The following is a 16,747-nucleotide window of genomic DNA, read 5'->3' on the forward strand; positions in this document are numbered from 1 at the left end:
TAACGATTAGTGGACAGCTTTTTTTCTAGGTTCGGACGTATAATTTAGATTATCAGTAGCGTAAATCCGTTACCCGAACCAAGGAGTAGGTAAAGGACAATGACTGAATTACTTCAAAGCCTCAGCACACAGAATGAGTTCGTTGCTCGCCACAATGGACCAAACAAATCTGACCAACAAAAAATGTTGGAAGCGATCAACGCAGTAAGCCTTGATGCGCTTATCGACGAAACCGTACCAGCGCAAATTCGCCTAGAGCAGCCAATGAGCTTGGCAGAAGCGAAAAGCGAAGCAGACATGCTGGCAGCAATGCGTAAGTTCGCCGATCAGAACCAAGTTAAACGTACATTCATTGGTCAGGGTTACTACAACACCTTCACGCCAAACGTAATCCTACGTAACGTGATGGAAAACCCGGGCTGGTACACCGCTTACACCCCTTACCAACCAGAGATCTCACAAGGTCGTCTAGAAGCACTTCTAAACTACCAACAAATGGTGATGGATCTTACTGGTATGGAAATCGCGAACGCGTCACTGCTCGATGAAGCAACGGCAGCAGCAGAAGCGATGACACTTTGTAAGCGTGCGGGTAAGAGCAAGAGTAACGTATTCTTCGTTGCTGACGACGTTCACCCACAAACCATCGAAGTGGTAAAAACTCGTGCGAAATTCATCGGCTTTGAAGTCCTAGTTGGTTCTCTAGAATCACTACCAGAGCAAGACGTATTCGGCGCGCTAGTTCAGTACCCAGGCACAACAGGTGAAGTTCGTGACCTAACGGACATCATCGCAAAAGCACAAGCGAACAAAACGCTGGTAACGGTAGCGACTGACCTATTGGCTTCTGCCCTACTAAAACCTGCGGGTGAAATGGGTGCAGACGTAGCAATCGGCTCGGCACAACGTTTCGGCGTTCCTATGGGTTACGGTGGTCCACACGCAGCCTTCATGGCAACACGTGACAAGCACAAGCGTACTATGCCAGGTCGTGTTATCGGTGTTTCTATCGATACCAACGGCAACCAAGCTCTTCGCATGGCAATGCAAACGCGTGAGCAGCACATCCGTCGTGAAAAAGCGACATCAAACATCTGTACCGCTCAAGCTCTACTAGCGAACATGGCGTCTTTCTACGCGGTTTACCACGGCGCAGAAGGTCTACGCACGATCGCTCGTCGTACGCACCACATGACGGCTATCTTAGCTGCCGGCCTAACCAAAGGCGGCTTCGAGCTTGCTCACAACAGCTTCTTCGACACCATCACCATCAACACAGGTGCACAAACTGAAGACCTATACGCAAAAGCACTAGCAGCAGACATCAACCTACGTAAGTTGGGTACTCAACTAGGTGTGAGCTTCGACGAAACCACAACCGTGGCAGACGTAGAAGCCCTATTCGCAGTATTCGGTGTGAAAGAAGAAGTCGCAGCACTATCCACTGAAATCGCAGGCAACGAATTTGCAGCGATTCCAGAAGCACTGCGCCGCACAACAGAATACCTAACGCACCCTGTGTTTAACACGCACCACAGCGAAACACAGATGATGCGTTACCTAAAACAGCTAGAGAACAAAGACTTCTCGCTAACGCACGGCATGATCCCACTGGGTAGCTGTACGATGAAGCTGAACGCAGCAGCAGAGATGATTCCAGTAACTTGGCCTGAGTTCGGTTCAATCCACCCGTTCGCACCAGCAGAACAAGCAGCCGGTTACGCAGCACTAGCAAAAGATCTGAAAGAGAAGCTATGTGAAATCACAGGCTACGACGCATTCTCACTGCAACCAAACTCTGGTGCATCGGGTGAGTACGCAGGTCTTATCGCAATTCAACGCTACCACGAAAGCCGTGGCGAAGGTCACCGCAACGTATGTTTGATCCCAAGCTCTGCACACGGTACTAACCCTGCGACAGCGTCTATGGTGTCAATGAAAGTGGTTGTGGTTAAGTGTGATGAAGAAGGCAACATCGACATCGACGACCTAGCAGCGAAAATCGAGAAACACAAAGACAACCTATCAAGCATCATGATCACCTACCCTTCTACGCACGGCGTATACGAAGAGCAAGTGAAAGAAGTGTGTGAAATGGTTCATGCCGCAGGCGGTCAGGTTTACCTAGACGGCGCGAACATGAACGCACAGGTTGGTCTAACAACGCCGGGCTTCATCGGCTCAGACGTTTCTCACCTAAACCTACACAAAACCTTCTGTATCCCACACGGTGGTGGCGGTCCGGGTATGGGCCCTATCGGTGTGAAATCGCACCTAGCGCCTTTCCTACCGGGTCACATTGAAAACGGTGCAGACGGCGAAGGCTTCGCAGTATCAGCAGCGGATATGGGTAGCGCATCTATCCTACCTATCTCTTGGGCTTACATTGCGATGATGGGTGAAGCTGGCCTAACAGACGCAACAAAAGTAGCGATTCTGAACGCGAACTACGTGATGGAGACACTACGTCCTCACTACCCTGTTCTTTACCGTGGTACGAATGGCCGCGTAGCGCACGAATGTATTATCGACATTCGTCCTCTGAAAGAAGAAACAGGCATCAGCGAAGAAGACATCGCGAAGCGTCTAATGGACTACGGTTTCCACGCACCAACCATGTCATTCCCTGTAGCAGGCACGCTAATGGTTGAGCCAACGGAATCAGAAGACCTAGAAGAGCTAGACCGTTTCTGTGATGCGATGATCGCAATCCGTGAAGAGATGGCGAAGGTTAAGAACGGTGAATGGCCGCTAGATAACAACCCGCTTGTTAACGCGCCACACACTCAAGTTGACCTAGCGAAAGAAGAATGGGATCGCCCTTACTCTCGTGAGCTTGGCTGTTTCCCTTCTAAAGCAACCAAATCTTGGAAGTACTGGCCAACAGTAAACCGCGTAGATAACGTATACGGCGACCGTAACCTAATCTGCTCGTGCCCAAGCATCGATAACTACGAAGATTAATTTTTGTAGAATCTAAATAGACAAAGGCGAACCGATTGGTTCGCCTTTTGTTTTTGGGTAAGTACGTTAACTCACTTTTGGACAAAAGCATGTCAGTGGTTATTCTAAATTAACAATTCATAAATAACTTTTTGTATGGCAATGTGGTAGTGATCAAACTTCACTCAAACTAATTTCATTGAGTGCTGACGAGCATATCGATTACTATCTAAGCAATACTCAAGTAACAAGGAAGGAACCGCAATGTGGGAGTTTATTCAAAACTACGCTGGAATAATCGCGCTGATGGCACTGTTTCCATTGATGATGTTCGTATTAAATCCAAAAGAGAGTATCGTCAGCTTAATGAAAGAGGTTCGTAGTGATAGCAATGAAAGGATTGCAGTGCTTGAGCAAAGAGTTGCTGAGCTGGAGAAAAAGTTGGATCAGAGCTCGTGATTTGCTTGCTTGCGCCGAATGTGGTGCAAGCGCCGTTCTTTGGTTGGGGTGATTGATACTCGATCTTACACATCCGATGATTGGTCACAGAAGGGGCGTTCGTTCTGCTGACATCGTAGCTCGCAATTGGACAGGAATGAGTTATCGCTTTATCTAAGTTAGCATTTAATGGATTAAATCAGGCATTGCAAAACGAATTCATCGCAACATAAAACACACAAAAACGCTGACTATTCATCCTCAACTATTTTTAACTCTAATAAAGTTACGTTTTGTAGTTATCTAATAAAAAATCGGGAAAAAGAACAAGTTAAACTAACTGGTTTTATAGTTTTCAAATGGATTAAATGTAAATTTTTATACAAATAAAGAAAATAATAAATAGATTTAATTGGTTCGCGCAAATGTTGCCATGAAAGTTAATGCTATTTTAACCACCTTACTGACACAAAACCTTATGAACCTTAAAAATTACACATTAACTTTTGTTTTTGGCCTGAATAATTAAAGTGTAAATTTTCATTTAGTTAGAATTTTAGCCAAATTTCATATCTAGAGCATATGCCACACCTCATCATCAAACATCGCTAAAATAGAAGCAATTTCAGATAATTAAATGGTTTCCAATGCACAAAAATGACTTCTATTTTGCTATTTCTCTTTATTTTATTGTGATAAATGAATTAAACTGTAATTTCGAAGATGTATCAAACCTCATAGCTCTGTTCATTCAGGTTGTTGAGTTTTTTAAGTTCATGAGTTCTAGGAAATAATTGTTTTAAAATATAGAATCACTAGTGTTAAAACAATGTGCATGCATTTTTATTTGGGATGAGATATACAGATCTGAAATGAGAAAATGGGCACTTTGGGGAAAACGGCACCCACTCTTAAGGCTCTGGACAAAACACTGTTAGTGACTTTGCTAAGTTAGTAACCCTTTAACTACTTCAGGTATGACAATTGTTATCGAAGCTCACTTGTCAATAACTGAATAAATAGAGCTTATTCAACCATTGTAGGGAGTGAAGAATTTGTGAATTGTATATCGATAGTGTTTGCGTCGACACTGGCTTGATGTCGATTCTCAAGTAACTCTATGAACAAGTTTGTATTGGAGGTACATAATTTCATGGTGTAGATCATTTCAGAAATACTAATTATATTTAGGCAAACGTTATGCGTATTACTCAGCGTCTGCATTAAATGTATTACTTCATCCCAGTCGTTCGATGGTCGAAATTCATCTATAAGAACAATGCCATAATATGAATACTTACCCTCTAACAATAGAGTGTTATCATACTCATCGTAAATTCGCTCGCCTCTTTTAATCGATTTGTAAACACCTTCTAATTGGCCAAGAGCTTTTTTACAGTGCTTGATTATACTAGCGGCGGTTCGTTCATAAGATTTTTCTACGGCATCTTTGTCTATTTGGAGGCACTTTGATTCAACGGCGATCAATTGTTGATTCTGTGTAATAGTTAAAATATCAGTAAGCTCTCGCTCTTTCTTACCGATTGTGACAAGAGGAGATATAGCTGTCTTGGAAGCGTCCATTAAACAAAGAGATTGGTAAATCTGACGTTCTTGACGGGTTCCATCTATATCTTGAATCACATCATAGTGTGTAGAACCTTGCTCATTAATATGAATAGCTTTAACAGTGTGTATATCTGTGATTTCTACTGAGAACTTAAAGCTCACGATTGGGTATTGAGGGTGGGCATCGTAATCAAAGCCTAAATCTGCACAAACAGAATCCATAAAATGATTAACTGCATTGTAGTCATTGGATGATGTTAATTTTGTGTTTTGAAGGACATTGCGAACACGTTTATTTCTAAAGTTTGTTTTTATTTTGATTTTGCTTTCTTGAACTGGTGCATCGGTTTCATCAAATAAAACTAAGTCCACTTCAGTATCGAAAAATGAAAAGTCCAATATGTTATTTGGGTTCTGCCACCTTTGAGCCAGCAGCGCATGCATTGGAGAACTTTTATTATCAATGATTTTCATACAAAGAGCTAAGTAATGCGGATTTTTTGTAGTAGTGAGTACGAAAAAATCCACTTTAGCGCCCAGAGCTATGGCCTTGATAGTCGAAGTAGGCAGTTTAGCTATAATCGCCTTGTTACCTTTTTTATTCGACTCACAAAATATACCGATCTTTTCAGAAATTAACACTTCGTACAAAAACTTTGATGGTATATACATTTATTTCTCAGTAAGTTAGTGATAATAAAGCATCATACTGTTTACGCTTAGTAAATCAAGGGTAACAGTGAGTTGTCGGTTTAAGTAATGTGACTACTATACGAGGTTTTCAAAAGACGTCCCACCTCATGACAAAGCATCACGCGTTTCAATCAGTTAGTTCGGGGCCACTAGAAAAAACTGTAACACTAGCCTTTATGTTCCCCCAGTCGATAAATATTGGTAGGGCAAAAGTCCATCAACCGGATGTGAATGACCACTTACTCTAAACGATTCTGGGGCAGAACCGAGCTAGCCACAGGACGAGCTAGCTCAACATTGGACAGAAGTTTGCTAGTAACTTTACTAATTTAACAAATTACCGACAACTACAGGTATGGAAAGTCGCTTAGCTTTATTTCCGGTCATTGTGGTGCAGATAATAAACCTTTTGACCCCCTCGTTTTAACTACACCCCAAAACTCTTTGTGAAACTCACAATAAACACGCGAATTGAGGCTCGCAAAAAATTTTAGCTGGCGAACATCACTTTGATCTCAAAATTTCCGCTAGCAATAATAATTACTTTCTACTCAGCATCTTAAATACGTCTAGGGCTTTGGAACAGGTATGATATAAATAAGGCTCTAGGATACAAAGCTTTTTTAGCATTACCTCTATTCTAAATATAGCGTCGTCACTAATTGACAGATACGCCAATTCTGTACACCATTGCCCTATAAATTCAGCCCAGTCATTTTTATCCTCAAAGGCAGCAGCTGCAACTAAACCTAGCGAAAGATAGTTTTCTGGCTCAGAATCTACATCAATATAATCACGATATAGTCGGCTTAAGATCATAACTGATGAAGCAATCTTTTCACTTCGAGTCATACAAGCAACTTGTGCCAAACCATTAAGTACCTGGTAAACTGAGTCCTTGTCGTTTGCTTCGGCTAATTTATGCTGTGCACTTTCTAATAGTGATACTGTAGATTCTAAATGTTTTTCATCAATTTTCCAGAAAAGTGCAGAGTTCATTAAAACTCTGAACGATGCTAATGAAACCTCACAATTCACTTGCTCAGCCAGCAAATTAGATATTTCACTAGGAACCTCATCTGGAACAAAGTTACCTTCCAATGGTCCAGGTAAAAAACAATTCATATTGAATTTTGAACCACTCATAATCTCTTCTTGTAAAAACTTAATCGCGTCACTTTTAGCAGCATTTTGACATGCTATATTTATCCGACCATATAGCTCATTAATGAATTGTTCTGCTGTTAAATATGTTGGTAACCATCTTGGTTCTTCCATTAGATCAATAAAACTTTGACAGCAAAAATAAAGCCCCCTCTGTTGAGCAGCCCATTGTTCTACTTTGTCAAAGGCAACACTTTCTTCCAATGCAGCTTCAACAATTAAGGCTGACTGGGCAAGAGAAGCGAGGCGCCTGTAGAATGGTGGCTTATTTTTGAATATCTGTAGTCGCGCCAGTTCTCCATCAACAAAAACAGTCATAGAGCAAAAAAGGCGTAGATTTTCCAGTGTTTTTACAGATGAAATACTCTCGAAAAGAGCCTTAATAGTAGTATCCAATGAATTGGCAAATTTCAAAGCACCGATTTCAAGGCAAGAAACCAAAAGTATTGGATGACAGGTTTCAATTGCCCTCTTTGCGAGAGATTGATACAAAGCTTCGTCAACGATCCCTGTTGAAACAACTCTTGATATTGATTTATGCATACAAATCAATAGCTCATTATCAATCAGTCCATTTTCTATTCTACTGTCGAAATATTTCTTAAACTCATTATTACAAAACTCCTCAATATTTTTACTGCCACGATACTTCCCGACAAGTCGTTCATAATAACGAATATCATTCGGAACCAGTGTCGATGCGCTATTTGACGGTCTTTGAAACTCACTCTTTAGTAACTTCTTAATGCGGATTGGAGATAAATCCAAATCAAGTAACAAGTCAGATACATCATCATCACTAACAGCTTCCGCCGAAAGCTTAGTTCTCCAATATTCAATGTCCTCTTTCGAGAGCCTACGATTTTTCGCAACTGTTTCAAATATGCTTAACCGTCTGTCGATATCTCCCAAAAGTGGCCAAAAACTATCATTAACAATCTGCACATCCCCTTTGGTTAGAGAAAAGCCTGAACGTTCATCGGGAAGATTACGTAACAACCACATATTATGATTAGTATCTTCCAATGAAAATTCCTCCTCGATATTATCAAAAACACTGCGAATAGCCTTAAAAAGAGCGCTTCTAGCAAAGGCATACTCTTTATCACCAAAACTAATAGTCGCATCTGTTTGTAACCCTAGCTCTTCGCACAATTTGGTATCCGATAGTAGCTCCAACCTAACCGAACTTGGGAATAAATTGAGGGTGTGAGAAACAATATAAGCACGCATAGAGTCCGAGTTATTCATCCTGAGCTATCTCCATTGGATTATTAGCGATACTTTCAATTTGCTGCTTCATCAAATCAATTACATACTTAAAACTCCACGCGTCATTGTCCTTCAAGGGCTCCAAAACAAACTCATCCAACCATGCTTTATAGCTATTCTTTTGCTTGTCTGACAAATGCTCCGGCGGCATCAGAACAGAATGAACCGTCAAAGCCTCGCCTATATAGGCCATTCCTTCATTTCCCCTTATTTTATGAGATTGGGCCCATTCCCTATATCCCATAAGATCATACAACCAGCATGATCTAGCACGACTTACTTCGGGAAGAATATCATCGGACCACTGAGTTCTTATTGCTTTTGCAATCGTCTTCATCGTTTCATGGAGCCACTGGGCATCTCTTGGGAGTTGAACCAAACCACTAATCCTGATCAAAAACAGATTTTCTCTTATCATTCTTAGCTGTTTAGTTGGCTTAAACTCACCATCTGACACTACTGAGTGATTTAGGTGATATTCAAGCTCTTCGTTGGAAATGCCAACAAACGCCAATCCAAACTCCCGGAGTAATGTCCTTGCTTCAAACTTCTGTTCTTGAGATATAAGTCCCTTATAGTGTAGTGTCTCAATAAAATCTAACGATGTATAAATAGGTGCGGTTCTTCCATCAAATGCTATATCTCGATGCTTATTCATAAACCGGTCATCTATCAAAGCTGAGTCGCATATTTTTAGGGCCTCAAAGAGCCCTTCGGTTGGCTTCGCATAATTGTTATTAGAAGCTGCTACTTGGTCTTTATTTAAAGGCATTTCCGCAAGCATGACTTTCCCAGAGGTAAGCCCATTCAAAAATAATTTCCTTATATTTTCTATTTTCGAATCTTCCTGTTCGATAATTGAACTGTAGCTTATCAACGATCTATACCTATCACGCTCTCCCTTAAATACATACACTTCAAATCCGGCATCGCTAAGTCTATCAAGCATATCAACAGTAATCAGATAGGTAATTGACAGTGAATCTAAAAATAACCGTGCGCCACTGGCCACTTCAATTTCGACAGGCCACTCTTTTTCATGTTGGTTAAGATAACTTAAGGCTTTGGTACACTGAGATTCAGTGATTACGGCTAGTTCTTTGAGTTTTTTGACTAATAGAGAGCATGAAGTCAGACAATAATGAAATGAAGAAAGGTCAGCTTCTACCTCCCTAAAAGTGCCTCCGACCTTATACACAGGGTAGGAACACACTACTACTGATTGCACCTCATTCGCAGGATTCTCACGCACCTCCTCAAGCATAAACGCAAGCTCTTCACCTACATCTAGTGCCAGCTCAGGATTATTAATTTTCTTCGGGTGAAAAACAGAAATTTTGCCATCAGAAACCAGCCGTTCAAAATACTTTGCCTTTTCAATTTGACTAGGCTGATGAAAAGCAACCTTCTGCTTCTCTTCAAAAAGCCATCGCATAAAAGAATGCGGGATAATGATTTTCTGAAAACAATCAAACAGCTGGTTTAGTATCCCCAAATTCTCCATCACCAAAGTACTGGAAGCATCGACAGCAACTATCTCACCAACAATAACCTGATCCGACCTCGCACCATGAAATACCGGGACTACACTTTTCCGCCTTATATCTTTCGTATTTTTATTCTCTAAGGGCTGGAGCAGATAGAAATCAGACATAGTTCTGTTCAATAGTTCCGTTACTGTAAAAATGGGGGCATCACCATCAAAATAGGCTTTATAGACCCTTTCATTCTTATCCCTAGACTCGGATATCATATCTTTTAGGTCTTCGAAAGAGGCCTTGTGTAATGGGCCATTTTCATTAGAGAGAACTATTGCCTTATTGAGCCATGCCGATGTTTCTTGATTGTCCTCTGAGCCCATTGTCGTAGCAATGAAATATGATGATGCAAACACTTGAGGATCATCCCGATATTTTCCTGTACAGAACTCAAGTATTTGCTTTGCTCGCCCTGGAGAAGTTGCTTTTGCTAAATGGGCAGCCTGTAAGAGGTCATTCGCGTTTAGCTCCTCCCTGCTATTCCAACTATCCTCCACAAAAATGCTGAGCGATTCCCAATCACCGCTGAAAATAGACAAGTTAATTTCTAGCGATTTAAGATCAGGTAGTTGTGATTTTGACTGCTTTAACCGAGCAATCTGTTCATGAGTACCACTTAAGTCCCCCTTTCTAAATAGACACCAAGCCCAGTGAGCTTGTAGCACCTCGCTTCTCTTGACGAGATCCGTCCTATCTGACAGAAATTGATGAAGCTCAGAAAACTTCCCAAGCGAAGAAGCGGTATTACAGACTCTGATAGCATCAGATTCCTGACCAGTGCGGTCAAAAAGCTCCTGGCAATATAAGTAGTATCTGTCCCCTCGATTGTTCCTTTCTAACAAATTAACCAAATGAGCAAGATCACTTGTAGTTTTACTTTGTTGATATTGGCTTATTGCTAATGCGACAAGGTCTGCGCCCTTGGCTGACTCTACGATGTTTTGCAAATGCCTAATTTCGACATCAGGTGCGCCTGAATCCTCAACCTTCTGTAAAAGTTGTTGTGCATCATCGACCAGCCCAGACTTAGCTAATACCTCTATTTCTAGCATACTAATTGCGATGGAGTTAACGCTCCTTTCCATTTGATTTCTATGGCACCTGATATAATCCACTGCTGCCGATATTGGCTTTTGTGTCTGCGCCAATACAAACCGCGCTAAACCAAGAGTTGCGTTATTCTCGGCACTTATAGCGGTCTGTCTATTTACCTCATTTTCAATAGACTCAAAATCGATATCAACTCCAAAAGAAAATGCCAATGGCAAATACTCAAGCGTTTTTTGATTGTAATTAACGAAGTAGCTCTTAAGCTCAGTAATTGCCTGTTCGTGAGTTTCACGGTTTCTAAGTTGTAACCACAGCACATACTTATCTGAGATATTCGTTACATCTTCAGCTCCCAGATGTCGTGCATGAACCGAGCAAACTTTGAATAGCTCGACAGCTCGATTTCTAAGTAGTATAGATTCAGAATCATCTGCCAACGGAAAGCGATCTGCTGCTAAGGGGATATAAGTCAAGACACTCTCACGGAGCTCAACTGCCTTAATTGCATTTACCAAGAACGTAAACGCAGAAAGCTGTGCCAGTGCTGGTGAAATAGATAAAGATTCGCCATCTATCTTTTGAACTACATCTAAAGCCTTTTCCCATTGATGCTCTGTCAACAAAACCGAGAGCAAAACGACTTTTCCATCATTATCTATATCGTGAAGGCTTAATCCTGCACTTTCAAACCAGCTCAAAGCAGCTTCATTTCCTTCCACTGTTTTTTTAATCATAAAAAAAGCAGCATAATTTGAAGGACTGTTGACCATAAGCAAACCAGATGCCGCATCTATTTTGTTAGCCCCTGTAGCATCAACAAAGGCCTGTGCTATGGCCGCCTCCTCTGTTTGACACAATTTTTTAGAGTGTGATAACCATTTTTTTGCTAGATCGGCCTTTTCTCCTATGCACAAGTATCTTGCAACTATCGCTAACGCCCTAGCTTTTACTTGGGGAGTGCCACCGGACAACTCTCCATCAATAATGCTTTCTGCTAAAGCAGTCGCTTTTTCTTCCTTAGGAAAAGAACCGAAAAATCGCAGAAAGGTAATTTCGCTTGAAAGCTCTTCTATCCTTTCATCTTGAAGATGCTGGGCTCCAAAACCGGAACCCCTCATTTTATCAACTATCAAATCTGCTGTTTGTTTGGGATGATCTTTAACAGTATCCAGTAGCTTCTTTTCACTGTCCTGGCGCATTGATTTAATTTGAAGCCACACCTCAATCAAATAAATCAATAGGCTTAACCCAATTAAAACCCACCCGGTTATAAACATTGGAGTTGATATTGGCCCACTATATTCTGGAAGAACTTTCTGGTGGCTCAAAAACCAATTTAAAATATCTAGCCATAAAGGAGGATTCAGGATACCAATACCAGCCAACAACAACGGTAGACTCAGCGCTTTCGCTAATGAAGGTCTGAACAGCACAACTAAAAACTTTATGTTTTTCCGCACAACACCCCAATCAATATTCATGGTGTTCTAAACTCTCTCTGAAGATGGAATTTCTTTGTCAAACGACCGGAGGATTCTCAGACAGACAGTGTCTGCCAGAACTTGTCCGTCTCATTTCACTTTGCTTAATTTTTCAATCAGTTAAACCGATAACCTAACGTTAGACAAACAACTTTGATAATCAAACCCACAAAATACAGGCACTTTCTACCTAACACACCATAGTAAACTAGAGACATACTTAACCATTACTAAAAGTAGGTCAACCAATGACAACAGTAACGAGTCTAGATTTTTGCACTAAGCAGGTTTGGTCGGGTGGACGACACTTGTTACCAAGTGCCGTCTCCCTAAGAACCCAGCGTGCAACTTTCACTGCACTGGGCTCAAGCCTCCACTAAGGCATCGTTTGATACCCAGCAACTCACAAAGCAGTTGGAACAGGTTCAATCCAAGAGTTACGTGCTTGTCTTTTTGACTTCCGCTTAGCCAAGTATTCTTGATAGTCGGGGTCATAAGGGATTGCGGCACTTCGGATTTTCACGTGTCGTTCTATTGGCACTTTCGCAATTTGGAACAGATTGAACTGACAATCCATGTTCATGATTTTCTGCCAACCATGAAATTGCCATTGGCCTTTTCGATTGAGAAAATACTTATGAACAACCCAGTCTTTAGACTTGGTTGGATGACGTCTAACTGCCCAGTGCCATAGTGCTTGGAATAGTTTGTGGTCTACATACCCGAATACTTGTTTAGCAACGCAGTGGCGGTAGTAATTCGCCCATCCTCTGAGTTTTGGATTTATCAGTTTGATAAGATCATTAACGGGGATAGTTGCGTGCTTTTTGATAAGCTCACGTAAATTTCTCAAAAATAACAGTGTGTTGAACTTGCTCGGTTTAATGAGCAATTTCCCTTTGTACTTCCTATGGTTGAAGCCCAGAAAGTCAAAACCATCATCAATATGAGTAATCTTCGTTTTCTCTTCGGATAGGGTTAACCCTCTTTCAGCCAGAAAGTCAGCAATCAACGGTTTGATATCGCTCACTAGCACTTCCTTTGAAGAGCAAGTGACCACGAAATCATCAGCGTAACCAATGAAATTGGCTTTAGCTCCTTTTCTCAGTGCTGTGGATTTTACGCGTTGCTCTAGTCCTGCAAGGGTCATTAGCATCAAGGTTGGAGATATTATCCCTCCTTGTGGTGTACCCTCATCGGTGTCGTAGAACAGGCCTTTATCCACAAAGCCAGACTTCAGCCATTGCTCTAACATACGTTTATCTACGGTGATATTTTCCATAAGCCATTGATGCCCGATTTTATCGAAGCAAGCTTTAATATCGCCCTCAAGAACCCATTTTGCTGATTTCTTCTGTGCCAAACATATAAAGCACTGACTAATGGCATCAGCGGTGCTGCGGTTTGGTCTGAAACCATAACTATTGAGGTCGGCTAGTGTTTCAGAAACAGGCTCTAGTGCAAGCAGGTGGAGCGCTTGTTGCGCTCTATCTATCATACACGGAATACCTAGAGGTCTGAGTTTGCCATTCTTTTTAGGGATGTAGATCCGTTTGAGTGGTTTTGCTTTGTCAGTCTTGCGACTCAGTTGATTAACCGCTTTCATACGGCGTGCATCTGTGTTCCAGATGACACCATCTATTCCAGGCGTTTTACTGCCTTTGTTTTGAGAGACTCGCTTAACTGCCAAAAATTTAGCAGAGCGAGAATGAGTCAAGAGCCACTGTAAGGATTTCACCTTACCGTATTTCTTTTCTCTCGTTGCTTTTGCGATACGCATTTGAAGCTTTAATACGTGCGCTTCAGCGGATTTCCAGTCAATAGACTGCCACTGAGCACCGTCAGAAGATGCACTAATCTCTTTCGAGATCATCATTTGCTTTTCTCCTTAAATAAAGTTCTTCAAATTCTCTCGCAAAGGGAGACCAGTCGGAAGTGGGCTCACTTTCGTGATCAGGCATGAGCCTGTATCTGCATCATTACAATGCAACTTTCGCTTTTTCCGACCTCCTCTACCTGCATCACTATCGGCCACAAAGGCTTTCCCTTAGGGAGTGATACAGGCTTACCCTGTTCCGTACGTTACGTAAAATGTCAGGTTAGATGCCCACTCTAGTGCGGGGAGCGTATCGATCACGAAAGAGCATTGCCCAATCTCTTTCCGACTCCCATTGCCTTTTTGGCTACAGCGTAATAACCACTTCCGCTGCTTCATCGTATAACGCACCTTAAATGGATTCACTTACGTTCATCATACTGACTACCTAGCACTCACCCGATTTGTGGTTATCAGGAGGATCTTCTTCTCACGATTCAAATCCCGAACGGGATATTCCCGCTCTTCGTTACATTGTCTGAGCCGCTGCTTTATTCAGGCTCATAGGCTCATCTGGTGATACAGAGGGTTCACTCATAAAGCGGTGAACAACGCTTCATACGACTTCAGGTCGCACGGGCAAAAACAAGTTTAAAGTACAAGCATCGTTAGTCAGTTGTTTTGATCTCGTCATTCTGAACCGCGAGGAACGAGCATGATTCAGAATCTACTAACCACATGCTGTGAGGTTCAGTTTAAACACTCACTCCACAGCACGCTTTCTGAGATTCCAAGTCTCGCTTATCATCGCTGGAATGACCGAACTGAAACACCGAGTGTAGTGGTTCAGATTTTGAGCCTGAATTAGAGCTAAGACGTACATATTAAAATCCGTAGATCTAAAAAGGCGAACCTTTCGATTCGCCTTTAGTTTGATAAAACCTGTTAGCTCACTTTTGATGCGGCGTGCTGCTCTACCATAAACGCGATGACTTCTTCGTTTAAGCAAGATTTGCTGATGTATTGGCGTTGTTTACCAAGATGAAGGATAAGGCCCAAATCGGTTTGTTCTAATTGGTCAATTTCATTCCAAGCGAGGCTGCGATCGATTTTACCGCTTTTGTAGCGCACGCCGTCTGCATTCACTTCAAATACCACTTTGCTACCACGGCTTGAGCTGATGGTTTGACGCCATAACCACCAGGTTCTTTTGAAGTAAACGCTGCACGCTTCAATCACACTCAATACAATAAAGAACCAACCGACATAACCGTTAGGTAACAGTTCGAACTCCAATAAGACCACACCAAAAATTAGAAAGATCAACCCTTTCAGGTACGCATGCGGGAACTTAGTTGGCTGACTCGTTTGGTCATAGCACTCAGCAAAGAAAGGCTTGTCGAGTATGTATTCTGTGGTGAATTCGAAATCTTTAGACATGTATGGTTACTTTAAGGTTTCTGTAAATGAGTATTCTTGGTTGCGCTCTCGCAACGGTGGCATTGTAGCGCTTATTGGGGCTTATCTTTAGTCATTTTGATTCTGTTTTGTAAATCAATAATACCGAGTTACTCCAACAGGAAGCCTCCCGCCGTCGACGAAATACCTAATCTGCATCCCAGTCATCAGCTTTTTGGACAATGAGCTCCACGACGCTAGCAAACTCTTTGCCTTTTGGGGTTAATCCGTAGTTCACTGTCACAGGAATGGTGTCTTGTTGTGTTCGCCACACAAACCCATGTTCGGATAACAGCTTTAAGCGCTCAGTCAGTACTTTGCTGGATACCAACGCTAACTGCTTGCGAATTTGACCGAATCGCATCTCTTCTTGTTGCCCGAGCAACCATACGATGTGTGCTGTCCACTTTGTCGATATCAAGGTTAAATATTTATCTACACTGCAATAGCCATCTGGCTGTACTTGATGATTTACTTTTGTCGACATCGCTCTTCTCTAATTCATTCTCTGCTACGTCAGTGTAATCAAACGCGGCATCACAAACCAATAGTTACCTAGGAGTAACTAGTTACTTTTGGGAAGCTAATTTTAAATCGTAACCGACTTATCTATTGTGAAAGCACAACAAGGCGGAGGCTCAACTGAGGCCTAAGCCAATATCAAAAGGATGAAGTTATGCGTTACATTTTACTGTTTATCTATTTTATCTCCCTTGGTTTACATGCTGAGGCTCTGTATTCAAAACCACAAACACCCTCTGAGGTACATTCGTTGTTTGGCCAGTATTTCGCGAATAAAGATCTGGAAGGATTAGGTTCGCTTTTTCACCAAGATGCCGTGTTTGTTTTAGACAAAGAAGGTAACCAAGCCAAGGGCAGAGAAGCAATTAAGCAGGTATTGAAAGGTTATATGAAAGGCGATGTCGACATGCTAACCAAAAGCGTTTCTATCCATATTAACGGAGACGTTGCCATGGTGCGCTCTGATTGGGAAATATCGAATGCTTTGCAAGGTCAAAACATCCAAGGAACGGCATTAGAGGTCATGCATTATGTAGATGGTGGCTGGGTCTATGTTATCGACAACCCCAACGGCTACTAACACCAAAAACGAAAAGGCGAACCAATTGGCTCGCCTTATAACTTCATGATAATTCTTATTTTAGAGGGTCATTATCTGGCAACGCACTGTGAATCCAAAGTGCCAATCGGTGTTTGATATTTGCGCCGTCTAGCTTGCTGTCAGGTAGTGGCGTGATCTGTTTAGCATCGACCAAGAATAGGTAAATCGCTTTTACTCTTAAAGGTTGTGGTGACTGAGGAAG

General features: G+C 41.9%; 11 protein-coding genes. 4 read left to right on the top strand and 7 right to left on the bottom strand.

Features of this window, described 5'->3' with window-relative positions; translation table 11 throughout:
- Positions 1–99 precede the first annotated feature (99 nt).
- Together gcvP and ACTS60_RS11185 are read left to right on the top strand one after the other, a co-directional pair.
- On the top strand, positions 100–2,964 hold the full coding sequence (gene gcvP / locus ACTS60_RS11180) for an aminomethyl-transferring glycine dehydrogenase (RefSeq protein WP_440888286.1): 2,865 nt from the start codon (positions 100–102) through the stop codon (positions 2,962–2,964).
- Between the two features lie 243 nt (positions 2,965–3,207).
- Positions 3,208–3,402 (top strand): hypothetical protein, encoded by a 195-nt coding sequence (locus ACTS60_RS11185; RefSeq protein ID WP_440888287.1) that lies wholly within the window; start codon positions 3,208–3,210, stop codon positions 3,400–3,402.
- A 1,005-nt stretch (positions 3,403–4,407) separates the two neighbouring features.
- Here the strand turns inward: ACTS60_RS11185 and ACTS60_RS11190 are convergent.
- From ACTS60_RS11190 to ltrA, 4 genes are all read right to left on the bottom strand, one after another.
- Positions 4,408–5,622: a hypothetical protein gene (locus ACTS60_RS11190; RefSeq protein WP_440888288.1), complete on the bottom strand. Its 1,215-nt coding sequence runs from the start codon at positions 5,620–5,622 to the stop codon at positions 4,408–4,410.
- 561 nt (positions 5,623–6,183) lie between these two features.
- Positions 6,184–8,058 carry a hypothetical protein gene (locus ACTS60_RS11195; protein WP_440888289.1) on the bottom strand — a complete coding sequence of 625 codons (1,875 nt, stop codon included), beginning with the start codon at positions 8,056–8,058 and terminating at the stop codon, positions 6,184–6,186.
- A complete protein-coding gene (locus tag ACTS60_RS11200) occupies positions 8,051–12,148 on the bottom strand; it encodes an HTH domain-containing protein (RefSeq protein WP_440888290.1) in 4,098 nt (1,365 codons plus the stop codon). Before ACTS60_RS11200 ends, ACTS60_RS11195 begins: the two co-directional genes overlap by 8 nt.
- 403 nt (positions 12,149–12,551) lie before the next feature.
- Complete coding sequence (gene ltrA, locus ACTS60_RS11205) at positions 12,552–14,024, bottom strand: group II intron reverse transcriptase/maturase (protein WP_440888291.1); 1,473 nt, start codon at positions 14,022–14,024, stop codon at positions 12,552–12,554.
- A gap of 655 nt (positions 14,025–14,679) precedes the next feature.
- On the opposite strand from ltrA, the gene ACTS60_RS11210 reads away from it, so the two are divergent.
- The gene (locus ACTS60_RS11210; protein WP_440888292.1) at positions 14,680–14,832 is read left to right on the top strand and encodes a hypothetical protein; all 153 of its coding nucleotides are present in this window, start codon (positions 14,680–14,682) and stop codon (positions 14,830–14,832) included.
- Between the two features lie 77 nt (positions 14,833–14,909).
- On the opposite strand, the gene ACTS60_RS11215 is transcribed toward ACTS60_RS11210, so the two are convergent.
- On the bottom strand, positions 14,910–15,404 hold the full coding sequence (locus tag ACTS60_RS11215) for a YcxB family protein (RefSeq protein WP_440888293.1): 495 nt from the start codon (positions 15,402–15,404) through the stop codon (positions 14,910–14,912).
- A gap of 166 nt (positions 15,405–15,570) precedes the next feature.
- Complete coding sequence (locus tag ACTS60_RS11220) at positions 15,571–15,909, bottom strand: winged helix-turn-helix transcriptional regulator (RefSeq protein ID WP_440888294.1); 339 nt, start codon at positions 15,907–15,909, stop codon at positions 15,571–15,573.
- A gap of 189 nt (positions 15,910–16,098) precedes the next feature.
- Here ACTS60_RS11220 and ACTS60_RS11225 point away from each other — a divergent pair, with 189 nt between their 5' ends.
- Positions 16,099–16,524: a YybH family protein gene (locus ACTS60_RS11225; RefSeq protein ID WP_440888295.1), complete on the top strand. Its 426-nt coding sequence runs from the start codon at positions 16,099–16,101 to the stop codon at positions 16,522–16,524.
- Positions 16,525–16,579: 55 nt separating this feature from the next.
- On the opposite strand, the gene ACTS60_RS11230 is transcribed toward ACTS60_RS11225, so the two are convergent.
- On the bottom strand, positions 16,580–16,747 hold a 168-nt coding region (locus ACTS60_RS11230), incomplete at its 5' end, for a DUF5062 family protein (RefSeq protein WP_440886765.1).

The sequence above is a fragment of the Vibrio sp. WZ-1 genome (assembly GCF_052037695.1).
Classification (GTDB): Bacteria; Pseudomonadota; Gammaproteobacteria; order Enterobacterales; family Vibrionaceae; genus Vibrio.

What these genes read in the sequence shown, in the direction of transcription:
- ACTS60_RS11210 (WP_440888292.1), top strand. Translation starts at nt 14,680, where the DNA reads ATGATTCAGAATCTACTAACCACATGCTGTGAGGTTCAGTTTAAACAC.
- ACTS60_RS11185 (WP_440888287.1), top strand. Translation starts at nt 3,208, where the DNA reads ATGTGGGAGTTTATTCAAAACTACGCTGGAATAATCGCGCTGATGGCA.
- ACTS60_RS11225 (WP_440888295.1), top strand. Translation starts at nt 16,099, where the DNA reads ATGCGTTACATTTTACTGTTTATCTATTTTATCTCCCTTGGTTTACAT.
- gcvP (WP_440888286.1), top strand. Translation starts at nt 100, where the DNA reads ATGACTGAATTACTTCAAAGCCTCAGCACACAGAATGAGTTCGTTGCT.
- ACTS60_RS11215 (WP_440888293.1), bottom strand. Translation starts at nt 15,404, where the DNA reads ATGTCTAAAGATTTCGAATTCACCACAGAATACATACTCGACAAGCCT.
- ACTS60_RS11195 (WP_440888289.1), bottom strand. Translation starts at nt 8,058, where the DNA reads ATGAATAACTCGGACTCTATGCGTGCTTATATTGTTTCTCACACCCTC.
- ACTS60_RS11190 (WP_440888288.1), bottom strand. Translation starts at nt 5,622, where the DNA reads ATGTATATACCATCAAAGTTTTTGTACGAAGTGTTAATTTCTGAAAAG.
- ACTS60_RS11200 (WP_440888290.1), bottom strand. Translation starts at nt 12,148, where the DNA reads ATGAATATTGATTGGGGTGTTGTGCGGAAAAACATAAAGTTTTTAGTT.
- ltrA (WP_440888291.1), bottom strand. Translation starts at nt 14,024, where the DNA reads ATGATGATCTCGAAAGAGATTAGTGCATCTTCTGACGGTGCTCAGTGG.
- ACTS60_RS11220 (WP_440888294.1), bottom strand. Translation starts at nt 15,909, where the DNA reads ATGTCGACAAAAGTAAATCATCAAGTACAGCCAGATGGCTATTGCAGT.